At 49.3% G+C, this 20935-nt stretch carries 18 protein-coding genes; 15 read left to right on the top strand and 3 right to left on the bottom strand.

Annotation, left to right across the window (positions count from 1 at the left end):
• Positions 1 to 21: 21 nt before the first annotated feature.
• From ACFPXP_RS17285 to ACFPXP_RS17295, 3 genes are all read left to right on the top strand, one after another.
• Positions 22 to 1107, top strand: a complete 1086-nt coding sequence (locus tag ACFPXP_RS17285) for a GGDEF domain-containing protein (protein WP_379895605.1) — start codon at positions 22 to 24, stop codon at positions 1105 to 1107.
• Positions 1108 to 1161: 54 nt separating this feature from the next.
• A complete protein-coding gene (locus ACFPXP_RS17290; protein WP_379895606.1) occupies positions 1162 to 1950 on the top strand; it encodes an SDR family oxidoreductase in 789 nt (262 codons plus the stop codon).
• 165 nt (positions 1951 to 2115) lie between these two features.
• Positions 2116 to 2331: a DUF378 domain-containing protein gene (locus tag ACFPXP_RS17295; protein WP_379895607.1), complete on the top strand. Its 216-nt coding sequence runs from the start codon at positions 2116 to 2118 to the stop codon at positions 2329 to 2331.
• 121 nt (positions 2332 to 2452) lie between these two features.
• On the opposite strand, the gene ACFPXP_RS17300 is transcribed toward ACFPXP_RS17295, so the two are convergent.
• Both ACFPXP_RS17300 and ACFPXP_RS17305 read right to left on the bottom strand, forming a co-directional pair.
• Entirely contained in the window at positions 2453 to 3337 is an 885-nt protein-coding gene (locus tag ACFPXP_RS17300; protein ID WP_379895608.1) for an AraC family transcriptional regulator, read from the bottom strand.
• A 170-nt stretch (positions 3338 to 3507) separates the two neighbouring features.
• Positions 3508 to 6057 carry a hypothetical protein gene (locus ACFPXP_RS17305; protein WP_379895609.1) on the bottom strand — a complete coding sequence of 850 codons (2550 nt, stop codon included), beginning with the start codon at positions 6055 to 6057 and terminating at the stop codon, positions 3508 to 3510.
• Between the two features lie 314 nt (positions 6058 to 6371).
• On the opposite strand from ACFPXP_RS17305, the gene ACFPXP_RS17310 reads away from it, so the two are divergent.
• From ACFPXP_RS17310 to ACFPXP_RS17345, 8 genes are all read left to right on the top strand, one after another.
• Positions 6372 to 7592 (top strand): MFS transporter, encoded by a 1221-nt coding sequence (locus ACFPXP_RS17310; protein WP_379895610.1) that lies wholly within the window; start codon positions 6372 to 6374, stop codon positions 7590 to 7592.
• 130 nt (positions 7593 to 7722) lie between these two features.
• The gene (locus tag ACFPXP_RS17315) at positions 7723 to 8658 is read left to right on the top strand and encodes an ABC transporter permease (protein WP_379895611.1); all 936 of its coding nucleotides are present in this window, start codon (positions 7723 to 7725) and stop codon (positions 8656 to 8658) included.
• Positions 8659 to 8682: 24 nt separating this feature from the next.
• Entirely contained in the window at positions 8683 to 9561 is an 879-nt protein-coding gene (locus ACFPXP_RS17320) for a carbohydrate ABC transporter permease (RefSeq protein WP_379895612.1), read from the top strand.
• A 48-nt stretch (positions 9562 to 9609) separates the two neighbouring features.
• On the top strand, positions 9610 to 11184 hold the full coding sequence (locus ACFPXP_RS17325) for a hypothetical protein (protein ID WP_379895613.1): 1575 nt from the start codon (positions 9610 to 9612) through the stop codon (positions 11182 to 11184).
• A 25-nt stretch (positions 11185 to 11209) separates the two neighbouring features.
• Positions 11210 to 12277 carry a LacI family DNA-binding transcriptional regulator gene (locus ACFPXP_RS17330; protein WP_379895614.1) on the top strand — a complete coding sequence of 356 codons (1068 nt, stop codon included), beginning with the start codon at positions 11210 to 11212 and terminating at the stop codon, positions 12275 to 12277.
• Positions 12274 to 13146: a sugar phosphate isomerase/epimerase family protein gene (locus tag ACFPXP_RS17335; RefSeq protein ID WP_379895615.1), complete on the top strand. Its 873-nt coding sequence runs from the start codon at positions 12274 to 12276 to the stop codon at positions 13144 to 13146. Before ACFPXP_RS17330 ends, ACFPXP_RS17335 begins: the two co-directional genes overlap by 4 nt.
• Positions 13147 to 13175: 29 nt before the next feature.
• On the top strand, positions 13176 to 14069 hold the full coding sequence (locus ACFPXP_RS17340) for a sugar phosphate isomerase/epimerase family protein (RefSeq protein ID WP_379895616.1): 894 nt from the start codon (positions 13176 to 13178) through the stop codon (positions 14067 to 14069).
• A gap of 148 nt (positions 14070 to 14217) precedes the next feature.
• Positions 14218 to 14985, top strand: a complete 768-nt coding sequence (locus ACFPXP_RS17345; RefSeq protein WP_379895617.1) for a sporulation protein — start codon at positions 14218 to 14220, stop codon at positions 14983 to 14985.
• Between the two features lie 110 nt (positions 14986 to 15095).
• On the opposite strand, the gene ACFPXP_RS17350 is transcribed toward ACFPXP_RS17345, so the two are convergent.
• Positions 15096 to 15992, bottom strand: coding sequence for a LysR family transcriptional regulator (locus ACFPXP_RS17350; protein WP_379895618.1), 897 nt, complete (start codon positions 15990 to 15992; stop codon positions 15096 to 15098).
• Between the two features lie 160 nt (positions 15993 to 16152).
• Here ACFPXP_RS17350 and ACFPXP_RS17355 point away from each other — a divergent pair, with 160 nt between their 5' ends.
• The 4 genes from ACFPXP_RS17355 to ACFPXP_RS17370 are packed head-to-tail and all read left to right on the top strand — an operon-like array spanning position 16153 to position 20803.
• Complete coding sequence (locus ACFPXP_RS17355; protein WP_379895619.1) at positions 16153 to 17271, top strand: extracellular solute-binding protein; 1119 nt, start codon at positions 16153 to 16155, stop codon at positions 17269 to 17271.
• Positions 17272 to 17275: 4 nt separating this feature from the next.
• Complete coding sequence (locus ACFPXP_RS17360; RefSeq protein ID WP_379895621.1) at positions 17276 to 18964, top strand: ABC transporter permease; 1689 nt, start codon at positions 17276 to 17278, stop codon at positions 18962 to 18964.
• Positions 18961 to 20121: an ABC transporter ATP-binding protein gene (locus tag ACFPXP_RS17365; RefSeq protein WP_379895623.1), complete on the top strand. Its 1161-nt coding sequence runs from the start codon at positions 18961 to 18963 to the stop codon at positions 20119 to 20121. Before ACFPXP_RS17360 ends, ACFPXP_RS17365 begins: the two co-directional genes overlap by 4 nt.
• Positions 20105 to 20803, top strand: a complete 699-nt coding sequence (locus ACFPXP_RS17370; protein WP_379895625.1) for a metallophosphoesterase family protein — start codon at positions 20105 to 20107, stop codon at positions 20801 to 20803. Before ACFPXP_RS17365 ends, ACFPXP_RS17370 begins: the two co-directional genes overlap by 17 nt.
• Positions 20804 to 20935 lie beyond the last annotated feature (132 nt).

Here is a 20935-nt window from a genome sequence, read left to right on the forward strand (position 1 = left end):
CAACACCGAGGGGAAAATGGGATGTTTGTCCGAGTCGAGCGGGGAGAAAGCCGCCATCATTTGCACAGAAAAGTCCTGAATATTTATTGGACCGTCTTGATGATCTCCATCGTCGCCATGTTGATTGCATGGATCATCAAACTTCAGACGAATGCGGATGACATACCGCAATTTCTAGTAACCTCAGTGGCGATCCCTACCGTGGTTCAACTGATCGTAATTATCGTCATCGAAATTGTTCACTATTACAAAATAGAGTGGCCATGGATTACAATTTTGAGCGGTACGCTCATCGCTTCTGCGTTAATGATTGCGAATAAAACGATACATATTCAGTATATTTTCTTGTTATCGATGCTTGTTTCGCTTTTTTATTTCAGTTTCAAACAGCTTTACATTGCCTTTGTTGTCAATATGGCAGCATTCACAGCTATTTACATGATGTACTCCGAAGTCCGAGAAAGCATGTCTTCCTTTGAAATCTCGGCTTTTGTCTTTATTATGATCGGCATGCTGTTCATTTTACGAAGCGTCATAGATAGAGGAAAAGAAATTTTGGCGGATCACACCCGAATGGTAAAAAAGGAGCAGGAACTGCTGGTCAAGCAAGTGCTGATGGATCGAATGCTGAAGGTGGACGCACTGACGAATTTATACAATCATAAGACGTTTCACGAATATTTGGATATGCTGACTGAGCAAAGCAATCGAAATTCGATGCCGCTGCAGCTGGCCATTTTGGATATTGATAATTTCAAAAGCATTAACGATACCTTCGGACATACGGCCGGAGACGCGATCCTAACGAAAGTGGCGGGCGTATTGTCCGAAACCTTCGTACAAAATGAAATTGCGGCCCGTTATGGCGGTGAAGAGTTTGCCGTTATTTTTCCAGGAGTGGCGGCGACGGAAGCTTACATGCTGCTGGAACAGGCTAGAGAAAAAATCGAGCAGCTTGAGCATGAGGAGCTGGATGGACGCAAGGTCACGGTAAGCATCGGACTTTCGATGCATCAACAGGGTCAGTCCAGTGCCCAGCTGTTTACGGATGCGGACTCGCTGCTCTACAATGCCAAGCGCAGTGGAAAGAATAAAACGGTGATATAACTCCGATACGTTTGATGTTATACGAATGAAAGATTGATAAAGGAAGTGGTTGTCATGGACTTGGGTCTTGCCGGAAAGTCAGTATTTGTAGCGGCCGCAAGCAAAGGGCTTGGTAAGGCAAGCGCACTGGCTTTTGCCAAAGAAGGAGCGAAGGTCACGATTGCCAGCCGCAATACGGAGCAGCTTGAGAAAGCTCGTGATGAAATTAGAGAAGCTGCAGGACAGGAAGTCGGGATCGTACAGATGGATGTGCTCGATCCGAAGCAAATTCAAGAAGCGATTCGAGCAGCTGCGGATGCACAAGGCGGATTGGACGTCTTGGTGACGAATGCGGGCGGTCCTCCAGGAGGCAGCTTCTCTGATTTTAAAGATGAGGATTGGGAGCGGGGGTTTGAGCTTACACTATTAAGCACAGTTCGAATGATTCGCGAGGCGCTGCCATACTTGAAGTCCGCGAAGGAAGGACGAATCGTCAATATTGCCTCTTCTTCGATCAAGCAGCCAATTCCCGGCTTGATCTTGTCGAATGTATTTCGCGCAGGGATCCAAGGCTTGACGAAAAGCTTGTCGCAGGAATTGGCGGAGGACGGGATTCTGATAAATACCGTCGCTCCAGGCCGGATCGCTACGGAACGAATTATGCAGTTGGATCGGCTAAGGGCTGACGAACAGCAGCGTACCGTGGAAGACATCCTAGCGGAAGCGAACCGCCAAATTGCGCTTGGGCGGACAGGCACTCCTGAGGAGTTTGGACGAATTGTCGCATTTTACGGCTCCCTCGCGAACACCTATATGACAGGCCAATCGATTCTTGTCGACGGCGGATTGGTCAAAGCGTTGTAATCGTATGAATCGAGTAATTTCAATTGGGACGATCGAAGACAAGGTGCTGGGATACGTAATGGATCTCGGTACCTTGTCTTCATTTGTTTCCTTATGCATAATTCAAAAATGATTAGGAAATGTTTAAGATAAATGACATTCTAATCAAAAGGAGTTGCCTTTGAAATGAGAACGTTAAATATAATTACCCTTACGCTATTGATTGTAGGCGGGCTAAACTGGCTGTTGGTGGGGCTGTTTGATTTTGATCTAGTCGCAGCCATTTTCGGAGATCAGGACGCTTTATTATCTCGTATTGTTTATGTGTTGGTAGGTATTAGCGCGATCTATGCATTTAAGTTTTACAACGATGTCAGCCAAGAAGAGCGTGCAGCTTCATAAAAGAGATAATTGAACAAAAGGAAGTCCGACTTATTCAGGTTCGGATCGGAAGAAGCAGTTATCATGTACCTCCTGCTTGAGGTGCTGGACTGCTTCTTTTCTGATGTACAGGAGACTTCCGTTAAGCTCTTCTTTCAGCAGATTTGTGAATTTCGGCGCGGTAAAGCTTGGGAGACACGCCTTTCAATTTCTTAAACACTCTTGAGAAGGTTTGGGAATGGTCGAAGCCAACTTCAAAAGCAATATTGACGATACTCATCGTAGAGGTCGCCAATAGTCCGGCAGCTCTTTCAATTCGCAGAGCATGTAGGTATTCCGTAAAGCCTTGACCGACGTGCTGCTTGAACATACGGCTGATATAAGCGGGATTCCGGTTGAATCGGTCGGATAAATGGGAAAGTGTGATTTCATCTTGAAAATGGAGATGCACATAATAAAGAAGCTCCTGCACAGGGTCTCGGAATTTAACGGCAGGTGAATAATCCGTCTGGACCGGATGGACGGTTCGGACGACATATACCAGCGCTTCGATCAGCCTTGAAAGCAGTATCGTATCCTTGGCAAAACGTTCATGATCGAATTCAAGGCTCATCGATTGAAATATTTGTTCCATGTAGCGGGTTTGTTCTTCGTTTAAATCGTAATGATGCGGCAAATTGATGCCGGTTTTGAGAAGGCTGTGTGCAAGTGAACGATCAAGCGGATTCGTAAAAAGAAGCTGGAGGTCGAACATACAGTTGAATTTATGTACGGGGGACTGCTCAAGCTGTATCTCATGCATGTGATGAGGCAGCAGAAACGACACTGTGCCTCGCTTGAAACGGTGAGGGCGGCCGTTTAATATCTCCGTGCCTGTACCATCAACAACGAGACTGAGCTCTGCAAAATTATGATGATGGAGCGGGTAATTTCGTGTCATGTGTTTTTCCAAGATGAAAATCGGAATTCGGCTTTTTCCGTACAACCGATGTGTCAGTGCATCTTCGAATATCGGGGTGAATGTCATATGCTCACCTGCCCATATCTTTATTCCCTATTTTATTGCATCGGAAAGTAGAAATATTCGCTCTAACGAATAGTTCCTGTCTCTTTCATGCTTCAGTAATCTTCAACTTGGATAACATTCAAAAAAACGAGCTCTCTCCGTTGAGGAGAAAGCTCGCCCGCTCTAAATCGTTAAAAAGCGTACCGCCAAAGCTCGGTATCATTGTGCTTGTAGTACAAATTGCCGTCATCGTCGGCTGTAATCATATCTGCACCATCGGATTTCAGGATGGTGACGGATTTGTCTGCTTTGTTGATTTGAAATAAGTATTTGTTGCCGATGGTTCCGTAAACGGTATCGGGATCTTTATCAACGGTAACCAGGTCGGCATCTCTGTAAGTTCCGCCGGGATGGCGTACATCCTGGAACTTTTCCTCGAAATATTCGAAGGATTGGTTTTCAGGGTTAAAAATGAACAAATATCCTTCGGCCATTCCCCACAGCTTACCATCGATTGCGACCAGCTCTGTGATCGCGGTCAGCTGTCTTCCTCCTTCTATCGCCGGCAAACTGTATTCATCTGTTTTCGTCCCCGTTCGCGGATCATACACGAACAGCTTCGCTTCGGTTTGCGTTGGCGTGCTTGAATATCCGCCTCGAATGGATGAGCCGCCGTACAGAAGACCGTCATGATACGCAAGCGCAATGATGCTTTGATCCTCTATGATGTTTTTATGAACCGTCGCGGTGCCTGTCTCGTAATCGTAGACGGATAAAGCGCCTTCCCGCTGGCCGGTTTCACCGGTGGTACCCATGAACACTTTATGGGCTCCATAAGCGATCGCTTTGGGACGATCCTGATCATAAGGCGCGGTATGAATAAGAAGCTTCGGATTGGTTCCCGGCTGCCAAGGCAGTTCTGGATCGTATTCATACAGATATCCTCCTGGGTATACGCCCAAGTACAGCTTCCCGTTGTATGATGCTATATGATCAATTTGAGTGATCGGGGCATATACGTATTCCGGCTGTCCGTCATCGGCATCTCCATTGTAGGGAATATAGACGCCTAATCCGCCATATTGAAAAGCACTTGTGTAGATGTTGCCGTCGGGGCCCGTGCCAATGCTGTTGATCGCGCCAGGTATACGAGGCGTGCCTTCGACACGAGCCATGCGGAAGGCTCCGTTTTGCGGATTATATTTTACAATGTACGTTTCATTGTTCGTATTGGAAATGGCTACGAGGGTTTCACCGGGGTAATTTTGTTGATCCTCCAGCGTGATCCACCCGAAGCGCTGGATGCGGCCGGGTACCGAATGTCCGGTTCCCGTAACGGCTTTAGCAGCAATATCATAATGAACCAATTGATCTTGCTGGATCAGGTATACGCCTCCGTCTCGTTCCGGCGAGACCCGGGGATCCGTCCTGGCGATGGCCGCATCCTCGGTGACGGTAACGGTTCCATCCGGATGTTCCTGAACATGCAGGACAACTACGAAGCCCCCAAGCGATACAAAAACGCGGTCACCTTCATATTCGACAGCGCCGGCCAGCGGCGTTACCTTATACTGGGACGGCAAAATATCCATCATATGTCCGGTTTCGTGATCGTACCGAACGATGGATGCATTCGAACCCACCGCTAAGTAAGAGACATCATGTACAGCATCGTAGACCAGCGCTCGATGATATTTATAGTCCTCACCTGGCGGTTCGTAAATCGGTTTGCAGCCGATTTGTTTGAAGCCGTTCAATGGATCGTATTCGAAAAATCCGACGCTTGGATATGTACCCCCATATACTTTACCGTCTTTCCCCGCCGCAAGATCCCATACAAACTCTTCATTCGGCAGCGGTGCCCCAAGGTCGGTTATCGAGGGTTGTCCCGCCACATATTTGTACATCCTGCCGTTCTGATAGGAGCCGAAGTACACCGTTCCATCGTTAGCGGTCGCCGCGGCCCATACGCCAGTAGGATTGACGGCTGCTTCCGGCAGCGTGATCGCGGTCGTGACGGTTTCGCTATCTGCATCGATCACCTGCATAATCGGCAGATCATTCGCATTGCCTGTGATCACGGAATAAATTTTGTCCTGATGCTCACCAATCCCGAATGTAGATCCGAGCGGGGCGGAAGTGCCGACTTGAACGCCAAGATTAGTGAAGTCCTTGGTGAATCGCACTCGGTCCCAGTAGGCCGTTCCTTCGTTTTTTGAACTGGAATGGAGAAGGACAGATGCATAGGCGGTTCCATCAGGTGCGGTCGTGCTCACTTGAACGGTCCCCCAGCCTTCGGCAGGTGCTGCGGTAGTGTATTGTTCCTCCAGCAGTTGTCCTTCGTCATCATAAAATCGGATCCCGAGCTCTGCTGTTCCGCTCTCGATCAAAACATCGGCGAAAGCAACATAGCCTGCTCCCGCCTCGGCCTCAAGCTTCCCGCTCTCTAGACTGAAGCTTCGCGACTTTTTGGCATCGATCATTTTGACGCTTTGCTGTCCTTCGCTGGACTGTTGGTTCGTGATCTGAAAGCCGCTTCCTTTTTCGTCCTGGTCGTTTCCATTATCCTTGTCTACCGATGGAGTCCATCCGCTAAGCCCCTGCTCGAAGCCGAAATTGGGCAGGACCAAGTCTGCCGCGGATGCAGTATTTCCGCTGCTTAAGGCAATCATCGGCGCAGTCAATAGAATCGTCAGCAGCAATCTGAGAGGTCGGCGGGCTCGCTTGCTTCTTAACCTCATAACAAAGCTCCTCCATTCCCAAGCGTATTTTGTTGTCCGAAGACAACGATATTATCCCATGCTTTCACATCCCACAAGTGACCAAAACGGATTTGAGAACGGTCAAATTTTTACTTCTTACAAAAATGGAACGCTCTCTTCACCAAATCTTATCAATGCGGTGACACAGCGTTAACAAAACCGGTTTAGCATAATACACATGGAAAATTGGAACGTTCCAATCATCATGAGGATGATCAGAATGATCATTTCATCTAAAAGGAAGGTGGATTTGCACAGCATCCTGCCTGACCGCATAAATCACGACGAGAGAGATGAACAGAGTGCTTGGAAGCAAGCTATGGACGAAAAGCTTTATGGCTGTAAGTATGTGCAGTTTTTTTATTTACTTGAATGTGTACATGTTGTCTACGGCGATTCCGCTGTATGTCAAGGATGCCCTGCACGGCAGCGAGCAGCAGATGGGACTGGCGATTACCTTATGGTCGATCGGTGTCGTCGCATTACGGCTGCTTTCGGGACGCTGGATGGACAGGTACAGCTTGAACATGCTCTCTGTTTGGTCGATTGCCGTCTTTCTCTTGGGCTCATCGTTATACTTCGGTGCAGCCGGCATCGGATTTCTATTAGTCGTCCGAATGCTGCATGGCGGAAGCTTCGCGGTAGCATCAACTTCCACGAGCACGCTGGCTATGCGGATCATCCCCGATGAGAGGAAGGGAGAGGGGATCAGTTACTTCAGCCTATTCATGAGCGTGTCGATGGTGCTCGGTCCAGCCTGCGGTATTTATCTATGGGATAAGTTTGAGAAGGGAACGGTATTGTTCGTCGTAAGCGCGATTGTCTCCGGACTTGCTCTTCTGTGCCTCCTGCTTGTCCCTTCAAGCAAAGGTGTCATCACAAGCTTTAAGACGCACAAACGGGGGAAACCTGCCTGGCGCGAGCTGGTTGAGCCGAAAGTGCTCCCGATTTCGCTCGCCGGCTTCATGCTTTCTTTTTCATACAGCTCCTTAACCTCCTTCATTTCCTCTTATACAGAGGAACTAAATCAAGCAGGCATGGCGGGATGGTTCTTTATCGTCTTCGCACTCATCATGATGCTTTCAAGGCTGCTGGTGGGCAGAGTATATGACCGATGGGGGGCTGGCTGCATCGTATATCCGGGCGTATGCTTCTTTGCCATAGGGATGCTTGCGCTGAGTGTGGAGCGCAGCAGTATGGTGCTACTGCTGTCAGCGGCTGTCCTAGGCTTGGGCCATGGAGTGCTTTTCCCCGTCTTTCAAACGATTGCTGTCGAGGGTATTTCACGTAAGCGCAGAGGAATCGCGACATCGACGTTTCTGCTGCTGTTTGATATTGGATTTGGCGCAGGCTCCTTCGTGTTAGGGTGGATTGCCGCAGGAGCCGGATATCGAACGATGTTTTCCATTGCCGGGATGACGGTTCTGCTTAGTGCAGCGATCTATTTCTGGATGGTTCGTCCATTGGCTGTCTCGAATCCAAAGCCTGAAGAGGAGATCCAATCTATACAATAGGAGCTTAACAATTTCTTAAGTATGCAATGACACGGGCTTAACAAACGAGCCCTATCATGAACCATAGATGAAATTGGAACGTTCCAAAAACTGTACCCAAGTCAAGGAAAGGAGCTGGAGCAAAGCCGTCATGAATGATTCACCGGTCACACCAACAAGACTACGGCGGTTTATGAAATCGTGCATCAAGTATAGAGGACTCCTGATTCTCATGATCCCTTCGATCATTTGGTATGTGGTTTTTCAATATTACACGATGTACGGGGTCGTTATTGCCTTTAAAGATTATCGATTTTTAGACGGGATATGGGGGAGCTCTTGGGTTGGGTTAGAGCATTTCGAAAGACTGTTTACGAATAATCAGTTTTTTGATCTTTTAGAAAATACACTGATGATCAGCCTGTACAAGCTCATCTTTGCGTTTCCGGCTCCGATCTTGTTCGCACTGCTGCTCAATGAAATTCGCACAGGCTGGTTTAAGAAAACCGTTCAAACCTTAACGTACCTGCCGCATTTTATTTCATGGGTCGTCATTGCCGGATTGGTACATACGATTTTGTCCCCGACGACGGGAGCGGTCAATGCGGTACTCGGCTGGTTCGGACTGGGACCCTACAATTTTATGATGATGCCTGACATGTTCAGGTCGATCTTGGTCGTGTCGGACATTTGGAAAAGCGTCGGTTGGGAAAGCATCATTTACTTGGCCGCGATTGCCGGAGTGGATCAAGAGATGTATGAAGCGGCGAGGATGGATGGGGCCAGCCGGTTTCGGCAGGCTGTCAGCATTACGCTGCCCTGCATTCTCCCCGTCATCGTCATCATGCTGATACTGCAGATTGGCAATATCATGGAGGCCGGATTTGGTCAAATTTTGAACCTCTATAATCCTACGGTATACAGCGTTGCGGATATATTCGACACGTATGCTTACAGGGTCGGTCTAGTGGATTTTGACTTCAGCTATGCTACAGCAATCAGCCTGTTTAAAAATGTCGTTGGGCTGATGCTTGTCCTGGTCGCTCACCGCATCTCCAAACGCGTCAGCGGACAAGGCATCTGGTAACTTGCAGAGGAGGAAGAAAAGCTCGTGACGAATCGAACCATACCTATAGGATCTATCCTATGGAACGTTCTCATCTACAGCGGGTTGGCGCTGGCTGCACTGCTTATGGTGTATCCGTTTTGGGAGCTGTTCATTACTTCGATCAGTCCTGCGGAGGAAGCATCGAAAGTCGGATTAAAGCTGTTTCCGAGAGGATTTACATTGGAAGCTTATCGCATCACCCTTGATTCATCGCTGCTTTGGCAGGCGTATCTGAATACGATTTTTCGGACGGTCGTCGGCACAGGTTTATCTGTTGTTTTGTATTTCTGTACCGCCTATCCGCTCGCCAAGAAGTTTTTGCCTGCTAGAAATACGCTGACGATGTTTTACTTGATACCGATGTTTTTCAGCGGGGGATTAATTCCAAGCTTCCTGCTGGTGCAGTCTCTCGGGCTGTACGATACGATTTGGGCTCTCATTGTGCCCTCGCTGTTCAGCACCTTTCACATTCTTGTTATGCGCAATTTTCTAATGGCACTGCCAGAATCGCTGGAGGAATCTGCGATGGTCGATGGAGCGGGCTTTTTTACCATCCTGTTTCGTATCGTCATTCCATTGTCGATGCCCATTCTCGCAACGTCGGCATTATGGGTCGGTGTGGATCATTGGAACTCGTGGTTTGATGCGATGATCTATACTCGATCCAACGATCACATCGTGCTGCAGTTGATATTAAGAAGAGTGTTTATCGAGAAGGACAATATGGGGATTACGGACAGCCTGCAGGGCGATGAAGGCATTATTACGAAGTCGATGGAGGCCGCTACCGTTCTCGTAGCGATCGGGCCGATCATACTGACGTATCCTTTCTTGCAGAAATATTTTGTCAAAGGGACGCTGATGGGCTCTCTTAAAGGCTAGGCCAAATGGCTTCATATAAATAATTCATTCATAAAGGAGAAGATCGACATGACTGTAAAAGGAATTCGTTTATGGATCATCAGCTGTTTAGTATTCATGATGCTCGTCGTGACCGCTTGCGGAAATAATGGCAATGGTCAGCAGGAGGAAGGGGCAGCTAACGCAGGCTCTGGTCAAGCTTCCAGCGAGCCCGTAAAAATCTCATGGTTAGGAAACGGAACCGCGGGACTTTATCCTGAGGAAGATTCATATGTTGTCCAGAAGCTGAATGAACGCTTTAACGTGGAGCTTGAGGTTGTCGAAGCGACCTCTACGAATGAACAGGAGATGAGCATGCTGTATGCCTCCGGCGATATCCCGAATCATTTTCTCGTCAGTGCAAACGGGATTGCTAATGTGATCGAGCAAGGGCTTGCTAGAACGGTACCTGTGGGAATGATTCAAGAAGTGGCGCCGAATCTATGGGCTGCTACGCTGGAGAATTATCCTTTGCTTGAGCGCATGTCTATCTATAAGGATGGAGAACTGCTGGCGATTCCTCAAGGAACAAGGGAGTTATTCCCTCTGACTGCAGTGAGAACCGATTGGCTGGAGGAGCTGGGCTTGGATATGCCGACGTCACTTGAAGAATTGGAGGAAGTGGCGCGTCAATTTACGGAAGAAGATCCGGATGGAGATGGTCAGAACAATACGTACGCATTTTCCATGACAACGGGTTACCACAATATCTATACGATTGCGGCGGCATTCGGCATCTCGCTTCCAGGCGGTACGGTGAAGGATGATATGTGGCTTGAGGGCGAAGATGGAAGGCTTATAAAGGCCCAGGTCAGTGAAAACTTTAAGGAGTTAACGATGTACCTTGCTAATTTATATGAAAAAGGCTACATCTATCCTGATGTCAATGTAAAGGATGACGGTGCGCTGTTTTCGGATGGAATTGTCGGCATGAGAACTGCAGGGTGGACCGCACTGATGCCGAAATACCGTCCAAGTGACTGGTATGCGATGACATTTACGAAAAATCCGCAGGCGACGACCGATTATTTGCCTCCGCTCATGGGTCCTAACGGGGAAGAAGCGGTGTTTGAGAACCAGTCGAGTGTGTGGAGATATACGGGCATTGGTAAAGATACAACGGATGAGCAGCTGAAGAAAATTCTTGAAATTATGGATACTCAGCTTGTTGATATGGACGTGCACAATTTGATCTGGCGCGGAGAAGAAGGGGTTCACTACACCGTCAATGAGAATGGCATGGCGGTGCTGACCGAAGAATATTCGTCTCAAGAAAAGCAGGCGGAGGCCGGTCTGAAATTCTTTATCGTGAACAACCGAAACGAAGAGCAGATGGAGCTTTCCTTCGGAAGTGAAGCAGAGCCGCAGCGGAAGGTGCAGGAAAACTACAAGACGAAAGAGCAGCTGATTCCATCTGGAACGATTATTGAAAGTGCATCGAAGTACGGCGCAGACGTTGAAAAGGTTGAGAAGGAGTTCTTCCTGAATGTCGTAACCGGTATTTGGGATGCAGAAAAGGAATGGGACAGCTATGTGAAGCGCTGGCATGCAGCGGGCGGAGAAGAGATCACGAATGAAGTGAACGAGATCTACGAGAATCTGTAGAAACCATAGATTCTAGAAAAAGAAGGTGAGCCTTACGGTTACGATTCTTGATGTGGCGAAAGCCTGCAACGTATCCAAAAGTACGGTATCCCTCGTCATTAACCAAAGCAGCGCTGTAAAGGAAGAGACACGAAAAAAAGTGCTTGAGGCGATTCAACGATTAGGATACGTCCCTAATTTGGCGGCACGCGAGCTGCAGACGAAACGCAAAAATTTGATCGGGGTCGTCTATTTAGCCGATGGTCCGTTCGAGAAACCCAACGGCTTTGAGGCAGTGACCGATACGTTGTTTTATGATACGTACAGCGGTATTTCCGCTTATCTGAACAACAGCGAATACGGGTTGCTGAACGAACGCTTCTCGGCCTTAAACGGTGAAGAAGAGATGCCGGCCCTGATTAAGAACAATCGTGTCGACGGCGTCATTCTCATCGGCGGTTTGTTTAACGCAGCATTCATCCGGCGAATCCGGGAGCGGGGGCTGCCGGCGGTGCTCGTCGGCCGTTCCGTACGCGGATTGGATTCGATCGCGCCTCATGTATCGCAAGCCATCTACTTGGGCACGAAGCACTTGCTGGAGACGGGACACCGCCGCATTGTGTTCATCAACGGCCCTGCAGGGATGCCGATTGCTCGGAAGAAGCAGGAAGGCTTCGTGCAGGCGATGATGGAGCAGGGAATTGCCGTAGATGCGAAGTCCATGCGGCATGCCGACTACACCGGGATGGCCGGATATCTCGCCATGCAGGACATCTGGGAGAGCGGCGCTCGCCCAGATGCCGTGCTGGCTGCCAGCGACGGGATTGCTGTGGGTGCGATGAGGTATTTATATGAACAGAAGGTGCGCATACCGGATGATATTTCGGTAATGGGGTATGAGCAGTCGATCATCTCTGAGCATGCGATCCCATCGCTCACCACGCTTGACATTAATAAACAACGAATGGGCGAAGAGGCCTGCAAGCTGCTCATGAAGCGGATCAACAAGCCGGCATTCAAACCGGTGAACCTCATATTGGAGCCATCGCTCGTGCTGCGAAACTCAGTCACCAGGCGCGGGACCATGACAGGAAAGGATGAGAGTGAACGATGAGATTATCAACATCAACCAGTTTTTTCGGCAATCGGTTGGATGGCAGCTATATCCCTTTTAAGGAGTCGCTTCACCGATGCTATGATGCGGGATTTCGAGTGCTGGACGCTTGCTTCTGCCATGCTTTGTTCGGCAAGACAGATTTTGTTCGCGAGGATTGGCAGCAGTCGATCTACGAGCTGAGAAACGAAGCGGATCGTTTGGGAGTGGAATTTACCCAGTCGCACCCTGTATTTTTGCCAGGGCATATCAAGCAGCATCCGGAGGAGAAGCAGGAGGTGTACCGGATCATGATGGAGCGATCCATTATTGCAAGCTCGATGCTGGGCGTGAAGTGGGCCGTCGTTCATCCGGTGGAAGCAAGACCAAGAGCTTTCGATACAGAGGACAGCATTCGGGAAAATATCGAGCTTCATTCCTGGGTAGTGGAGCTTGCCATTAAACATAGCGTCGGGATCGCTTTCGAGAACATGATTGAACGTCCCACGAGTAAAAGACGTTTTGCCAGTCACGCGGGAGAGCTGGCAGCGCTTATTGATGCCTTCAACGATCCATGGGTGGGAGCTTGCTGGGATTTTGGGCATGGCAACTTCTTATATGACGACCAACGCATCGCGCTGCGCACATTAGGCCAGCGCCTGAAGGCGACGCATGTCAACGACAATTACGGCAAAGAGGATGAGCATATGTTCCCTTTTCACGGATCAGTGGATTGGCATGCGCTGGTGCCTGTGCTCACAGAGATTGGTTACGAGGGCGATTTTACGTACGAAACGCATAAAGAATTTGATAAACTGCCGGATCAGGTAAAGGATCAAGTCGCCAAAGCCGGCTTTGAAATTGGACAGTACTGTTTGTCATTGGCCTAGCATACTTCCGAACGAGAGGAGAATCACGATTGAGACTATCGACATCTACGAATCTTTGCGCGGTGAATCGCACGGGTCCATTGACCGATCCGATCGAAGGCATGAAGAGACTTGCAGAAGCGGGTTACCGCGTGCTCGATTTTAATTTCCGTTTTATCAAGTTCGAAGAATTTTTCCTCGCTCGCGATGATTGGGAACAAGAGCTGGACAAGATCGGCAATGAAGCCGCAAAGCTGGGCATCGAATTCTCTCAATCTCATATTCCTTACTATCATCCGATCAACGAGATTGATTCGTATTTAACAGATCCTGAGCTTCATGCCTGGTTCGAGAGCATGTGTGAGAGATCTCTGCACGCAAGCGCGGCGTTAGGCGTGAAGTGGGCTGTCGCCCACCCTTTTACCGCGGTAGACGAAAACTGCGAGAGAGAAGCATCGAAGCGTAAAAACCTAGCATATTTCGCTCCATATGTGGAGCTGGCTAAAAAACTGGGAATTGGTATTGCGATCGAGAACATGAGCGATTTCTACGGATCGATCATTCAAAGGCGCTACGCAGCGACTTATGAGGATTTAGTCGACCTGGTGGATGCCTTTCAAGATGAGTCGGTGGGGATATGTTGGGATTTTGGGCATGCGAATATTATGAAGTACGATCAAAGCAAGGCTCTCACCTATATCGGCAGGCGACTCAAGGCGACGCATGTGAACGACAACTTCGGCGTATCAGATACGCATAATCTGCCGTTCATGGGTACTGTTCGGTGGGAGGATGTGATGCGCACGCTCGTTCAGATCGGCTACGAGGGCGATTTCACCTATGAGATTCACGGAATGGCGGATCGGCTGCCTCCGCCGCTGAAGCCGGAGGCGCTGCAGTATTCCTATGAGGTAGGCCAATATTTGCTGTCGCTGGCGAAGTGAATGGCAGGATGGAAAATAGAAGATCGAGTGCTGAATCAGGAGACTTTCCTATCTCATAACAGTGAGCAGGAGAGTTTCTTTTTCGAGACGGGACCCAGCATTTGTGCTATAATCAAAATAATCCTAATACATGAAAGAGAGGGATATAATGTCTTTCGTAAACAAGTTATTAGCGAGTGTAGGAATCGGCAACGCAACAGTGGATACGCGCATACATCGGGACAAATTGGTGCCTGGAGAGAATGTGGAAGGCGTTGTACATATTCGGGGTGGAAACGTAGAGCAAAATATCGACGGCATTTATTTGAAATTATATACCACTTATATTCGTGAAATGAATGATAATAAGATAACGGCTTCTGCTGAAATCGGCAGATACCAGCTGACTCAATCGTTCGTGATCCAGGCTAATGAAGTGAAGGAAATTCCGTTTTCATTTCAGCTTCCTTATGACACTCCAATTACGGTAGGGCGAACAAGGGTATGGGTACAGACAGGATTGGATATTAAAAGCGCAGTGGATCCATCCGACCTTGATTATATTGATGTAGAACCTGCACCTGTGGTGAAAGCGTTACTTCAATCGATCAGCGAGCTGGGCTTCAGGCTGCGAAATGCCGATTGCGAAGAAGCGAAAGGCCGATATCGTAACCGCTTGCCGTTCATTCAGGAATTTGAATTCTTGCCTACGAGCGGATCCTTCAGACAGCGGCTGGATGAATTAGAGGTGGTGTTCCTGCCAGATGCGCAGGGGGCTAAGGTCGTCTTGGAAGTGGATCGCAGGGCTAGAGGCTTCAGCGGCTTCTTGTCCGAAGCGCTGGATATGGATGAGACCATCGTTACATTCCATTTAACAGAGAACGATATTCCGCAATGCACGCAAATCCTTCAAAGTCAAATTGCACGATATAGTTAATTAAAAAACCGTCAGGACATGATCTGACCTCATTAGTTAGACGCAACCTAACCATGAAGGGTCATTTCAGACAGTCTCTGACGGTTTTCATTTGAAAGGATCTCCGCGCTTTACGACCCATTCATCATACGGCTTAAGGCGAAATGAACGAAGGAGCGAACCTGCGGTGCGGCAAGGTCTTCATCGCGGTAAGCGAGACTGATGAACCGCCTGTTACGGTACCCGGGCAAGCTTCGCATCATAAGTTCACCAGAAGCAGCCTCTCGCATAACGCTGCGCTCTGGCAGTACGCCGATACCGATGCCGAATTTCACTACTTCCTTGATGGTCTCAATCGCTCCCAGCTCCATGATCTGTTCAAGCTGCAGTCCAACTTCACTGGCCCACTCGTCGGTTAAATTGCGTGATGTCGAGCCGATCTCGTGAAGGAGGAACGTCTGGCCGCGCAAATCATCTATTTCGATCGAATTTCGTTCGGCCAGCGGATGTGCAGGTGAGAACACAAGCTTCAATTCATCCGCCATAAGACGGCGAATGACGAGGCCCTGCTCTTCGATGTCTGGAAGCGAAACGATGGCCGCATCAATCTCATATTGCCGCAGCATGCCCAATATTTTATTGGCTTGATTCACGGTGATCATAAACTGCATAGACGGATGCAAGCCTTGAAATTCCTGCAAGTATGGCGGCAAAAAGAAGGTAGCCGGCGTATAGCTCGCGCCGAGCCGCAGTTTCATTTGAGCCAGCTTCCGCCGTTCATCCATTCGAAGCTTTGCCTCTTCCAGCAAGGCAATAATGCGTCTCGCATAAGGCAGCAGCTCCCCCGCGGCTTCCGTCATTCGTAAATATCGGGAATGTTTATGCACGAGCTCCACGCCGAGCGCTTCTTCCAGCTTTCGCAGATGGAAGCTGACCGTCGGCTGCGAAATGTTCAGCTTGGCGGCAATTTCCTGCAGTGTCCTGCCATTGCCAAGCTCGACGATAATGTTAAGCTGTTGCAGGTTCATCTGAATCCCTCCATGGATCAAATTATAGATAAAATCAATATATAGTTCAATAATTATATATAAAATAAATAATTTCTTTACATCCCTTTAACACTCGCTTGATGCTTTGCCATTACGATAAAGAAGAAATGAATGAACAAGCGTTGAAGGGGGAAAGGAAATGAAGCTTTTCAAGTTGCGTCAAAAAGGTGTTTTACTGTTGTTGACATTAGTTATGGTGATGGTCGCGGCCTGCGGAGGGAACAACCAGACCAACAATACGAATCAGAATGGTGCAGCTTCTACCGCTGCTGGTGCAAATCAAGAGCATACGGAAGCGAATAACAGCGGTTCTGAAGCGGCAGAAGACGAAGGAACGTTAACCGTTTATTTGAACGACTTTGATGAAATGATTGGCCCGATGTTCGAAGAAGCCACAGGGTATAAAGTCAATTTGGTTCCGGGCAACGGCGCGGAGGTCATGTCCAGAATCCAGGCTGAGAAGGGCAATCCGCATTGGGATGTCGTATGGATTGATGCGATGCCGTCGGTGTACGGACTGGCCACGGATGGACAGCTGCTGGAAGGCTGGACACCGGAAAATGCAAGCTTATTAACGGATACTTATCAGCAGTATGTGCCGGAGAAGCAATCTTACTATCCTACGGGTGCACATGCCGCCGGCGTGATTGTCTACAACAAGAATGAGCTGACGGCAGACCAAGCGCCGAAGACGTGGGAACAATTTGCGGATGCAGCATATAAGGATGCCATCGGAATGGCTGATCCGGCTGTGGCGGCACCGGCATTCCCTTATGTTGCAAGGTTCTTCAATGAAATGGGAATGGATGAAGCGAAAGATTATTTCAACGCTTTGTTCAGCAACGGTCTGCGCGTTTATCCGAAAAATCCGAACGTTGTCACCGCTTTATCCTCCGGTGAAATCCAGGTTGCCGCTTTGCAGGAATCGAACGCTTACCAAATGGTGAATAACGGAGACCCGATCGAGATTATTTGGCCGGAGGAGGGCGCACCGGCATCGGTAAGGGTTGCAGGCATTCAAAAAGATACGAAAAATCCGAATGCTGCGAAAGCGTTCATTGAATTTTTGCTTGATCCAAGCACACAGCAAGCACTCATTGATCAAGGGGAAGAAGCTTATTTCGAGCCATCCGTCGAGGGCGTAACACCGAAGGCGGATCGAGATCCGAACGCGAAGCTGATCGCCGCCGATGCAGTATGGGCTTCCGGGCATGAAGCAGAAATTAAACAGTGGTTCGCGGATCAGGCGGTACAGTAACGCAATGTTTCGAAATGTTGAAAACCGATTAGGGTGGTCCGTCAGTTTCATTCTTGCCATCCTCGTCCTGTTTCCCCTGGCAGCGGTCATGATTCAAGTGCTCCTGCCCGGGGTATTCTTTGGCGAATGGCAGCTTGGCAATTTGAGCTTGCTTCTAGATGTATTCCATCGGCCGTTATGGCAGAAATCATTAGAAAATTCCGTTGTCCTTGCAGTCGGTACTACGGCACTCGGTACGCTTCTGGGCGGGATGCTCGCCATGATTCGTTCGACTTGGCAGTTCCCTACGGCGAAGCTGCTGGATGCAGCGGTGTGGGTGCTGCTTATCTGTCCATCCTTTATCTTATCGCAAGGTTGGGTGATGTTCTCGTCGCAATCCGGCTTTGCAGCCCAGCTATTAGGATGGGAATGGGTTCCGGCCGCCGTGTTCCAGCCAGCCGGGCTCATTGTTATCATGGCGCTGAGCAAGTTTCCGCTTGCCTATTTAAGCGTTCATGCGGCGATGGAATGGAAGGTGGACATGCTGTCGGATGCCGCGAAGCTGTGCGGGGCATCTGCCTTTCGCGTATGGCGCACGGTACAAGCGCCGCTGCTGCTGCCAGCCTTCTTGGCAGGGGCAGCGCTTGTATTTATGGATACGATTGGCGATTTCGGTCTGCCGGCATCCATATCTGCAGTATACCGCTTTCCGACGCTGCCTTATTCGATTTATACTGCGATTTACACGTCGCCGATTCGTTTTGATATGGCTGGGGTGTTGTCGTTTTATCTTGTCCTGCTTATTGCCTTTGCAATGCTTCTGCAGTTCTATGCGATGAGGCGATCCCGCTATGATTTCCTATCGGCTCGCGCTGTGCCGTCCGTGCCGAAATCGGCAGGGAGATTCGGTCTGGTGCTGATGCTGCTGAATATAGCGTTCCTGCTTGTTGTGATCGGCATTCCGATCGGCGGTAATGTGCTTATGTCCCTATTCGAAACCCAATCTGCGGGACTCAGCTTGGATAATCTGACCTTGGCCCATTACAGTTCTCTGTTTGATGGAAGACAGGAATTGCTGGTTGGTTTGCGCCGCTCTCTGCTAATTTCCGGTTCTGCCGCAGTGATCGGATTAATAGTAGGTATGCTGGTCTCGTACGTGCTTACGTTCTCTTCCTTCCGCTTCAAGCGTTGGATTGAAGTGTTCTCTCTGGTTACGCTGGCGGTTCCCGGTGTCGTACTGGGAATCGGATATATTTTCGTATGGAATCAGAAATGGTTGGAACCGCTCGGTCTGCTTCTGTATGGAAAGCCTGCGATACTTGTACTGGCAGCTATTGCGGGAGCCATCCCTGTCATTACGCGGATTATGGTAGGCGCCATGGCCAAGGTGCCGAGAAGCCTGCTCGATGCTGCGCAGCTTCAGGGGGGATCGCTGTTTGGACGGATGAGACTGATCCTGGCGCCGCTCGTACGTGGTGCGCTGTTGTCCGCAGCTCTGGCCGCCTTTGGTTCGAGTGTTTTTGATTTAGCGGTCAATTCGATCTTGTTTCCTCCAAACTATATGACGCTTCCCGTATCGATCAACAAAGCTTTTGAAGATTTGAATTTCGGCTATGCGTCGGCTGCGACTGTCATGGGAGGCGGCATCGTAATCGGGATCATCTTGATTTTGGAGCTGGTGTTTAGACGAAAGGGGAGAAACTTAAGCGTATGAGTCATTCCAGGCCTTTATTAGAGATCAGAGATCTGATGAAAAGGTACGGTTCTTTTCAAGCGCTCTCCGGTGTTTCTTTTGACTTGCAGGAGGGGGAAATCATCAGTGTGCTCGGACCGTCCGGCTGTGGAAAATCGACGCTGCTGCAGCTCGTAGCAGGATTAACCCAGCCCGATGGGGGAGAGATTGTCCTCAGCGGAGAGACCATTGCTTCGCCCCAAAAAATGGTTCTTCCGGAAAAGCGGGGCGTGAACATGGTGTTTCAGGATTATGCGCTTTGGCCGCATATGACGGTTTATGAAAATATCGCCTACGGTTTGAGGCAGAAGCGCACCGCCCGAAACATTATCCAGGAACGAGTCCGCGAACTGGTTCAGATGCTGCATCTAGAGGGATTGGAGAAGAGACTGCCGCCTCAGCTGTCGGGAGGGCAGCAGCAGCGGGTCGCGATTGCTCGGGCGCTTGCGACAAGACCGCGCCTCATGCTGCTCGACGAACCTCTCTCCAACTTGGATATGCGTCTTCGCTTAGAGATGCGGACAGAGATGGCGTATTTGTTCCGTCAGCTGGGGATGAGCGTGTTTCATGTGACGCATGATCCGGACGAAGCGTTCGCGATGGCCGATCGGCTGTTGATTTTAAGAAACGGCAGGATCGATCAAATTGGAACGCCTCAGGAATGCTACTCGAAACCGGCCAGCCGCTGGGCAGCCAGCTTGCTTGGAGCCATCAATCATTTGAAGGGCAGTGCAGTACGAACGTCGGAAGGGTTTGGACTTAAGGTCGGTTCCGCCATCTTGGAAGCAGCGTTTAACACAAGCAGCGGTGCAAATATTGCAGAGGGGAGCGAAGCGGAGATTCTATTTCGTCCAGAGGATCTCATCATTACGAAGCAAACATCCGGCTCGGAATCGGATCCATTACTGCCGCTGCCCCAAGAGGATGAACACCATAACAGGCTGAATCTTCAGGTGAAATACAGCACTTTCGAAGGGAATCGTTGGCGAAGTATTGCCGGTTTGGAGGACGGAACAAGCCTGTATTTGCTCAGCGATCAGCCTCTAGAGCCAGGAAGTGCCATCTGTGCGCTGCTGCCGAAGTCATCTGCCTATCTTTACGCCGTGGAAAAGGAGCCCGTCCATGTCTCATCCGAATAAAGCATCACGACTTCTGGTGATCTCAGACATCCATGGTCATACGGACGGGCTGCTCCTGCTGCTCGAAAAAGCGCGGTATTGTCCTAACGCAGATCGTCTTATTCTGCTGGGTGATTATATTGATTCCAACCCCAGCACGTTATCGACTTTATGGACCGTGCAGAAGCTGGTTGCAGAGGGGGCGCGGGCGGTACCGGGCAATCAAGAGACCTCGCTTATAAAAGGTTTGGATCAATTCCATCATTCCGGAACGGGGATGAAGGGGGCGCATGGTATCGAGGATTCCATAATACAGTGGCTGAAAGACTTGCCGCCGTATATTGTCGAAGACGATTATCTCTTCGTTCATGCGGGAATGCGTCCAGACGTACCCCTTCATCGCCAAACGCTTACGGACATGACCGAAATTAGGGAGGAATTTTGGAACGTTCCAGACCCATGCTGCGAGCAGACCGTTATTTTTGGGCATACCCCTACGTTCAAGCTGGGCGCACCGCGAGGCGAGTTATGGTTCGGAGAACGTAAAATCGGCATCGACACGGGAGCCAAGCATGAATGCAGACTGACGCTGTTTGATGTGCATGCCGGAATCACGTATTCCTGTTCTACGGCATCACATGATCGGTACAGAGATTTTAGAATAAAAGAGAATGGTGTTCGAAACGATTCCAAGGCGACATAAGGGTCGCCTTTTCTTTTTGTTTACAATCGAGTGAAATCAGGAAAATTCCATTTTCGCATGGCCTAGGGATGTGCTTAGATAAGGCTATACATAAATGAAGTTATATTGGAAAAGGTACATGTATATCCCTTT

Source organism: Marinicrinis lubricantis (assembly GCF_042658665.1).
Classification (GTDB): Bacteria; Bacillota; Bacilli; order Paenibacillales; family KCTC-33676; genus Marinicrinis; species Marinicrinis lubricantis.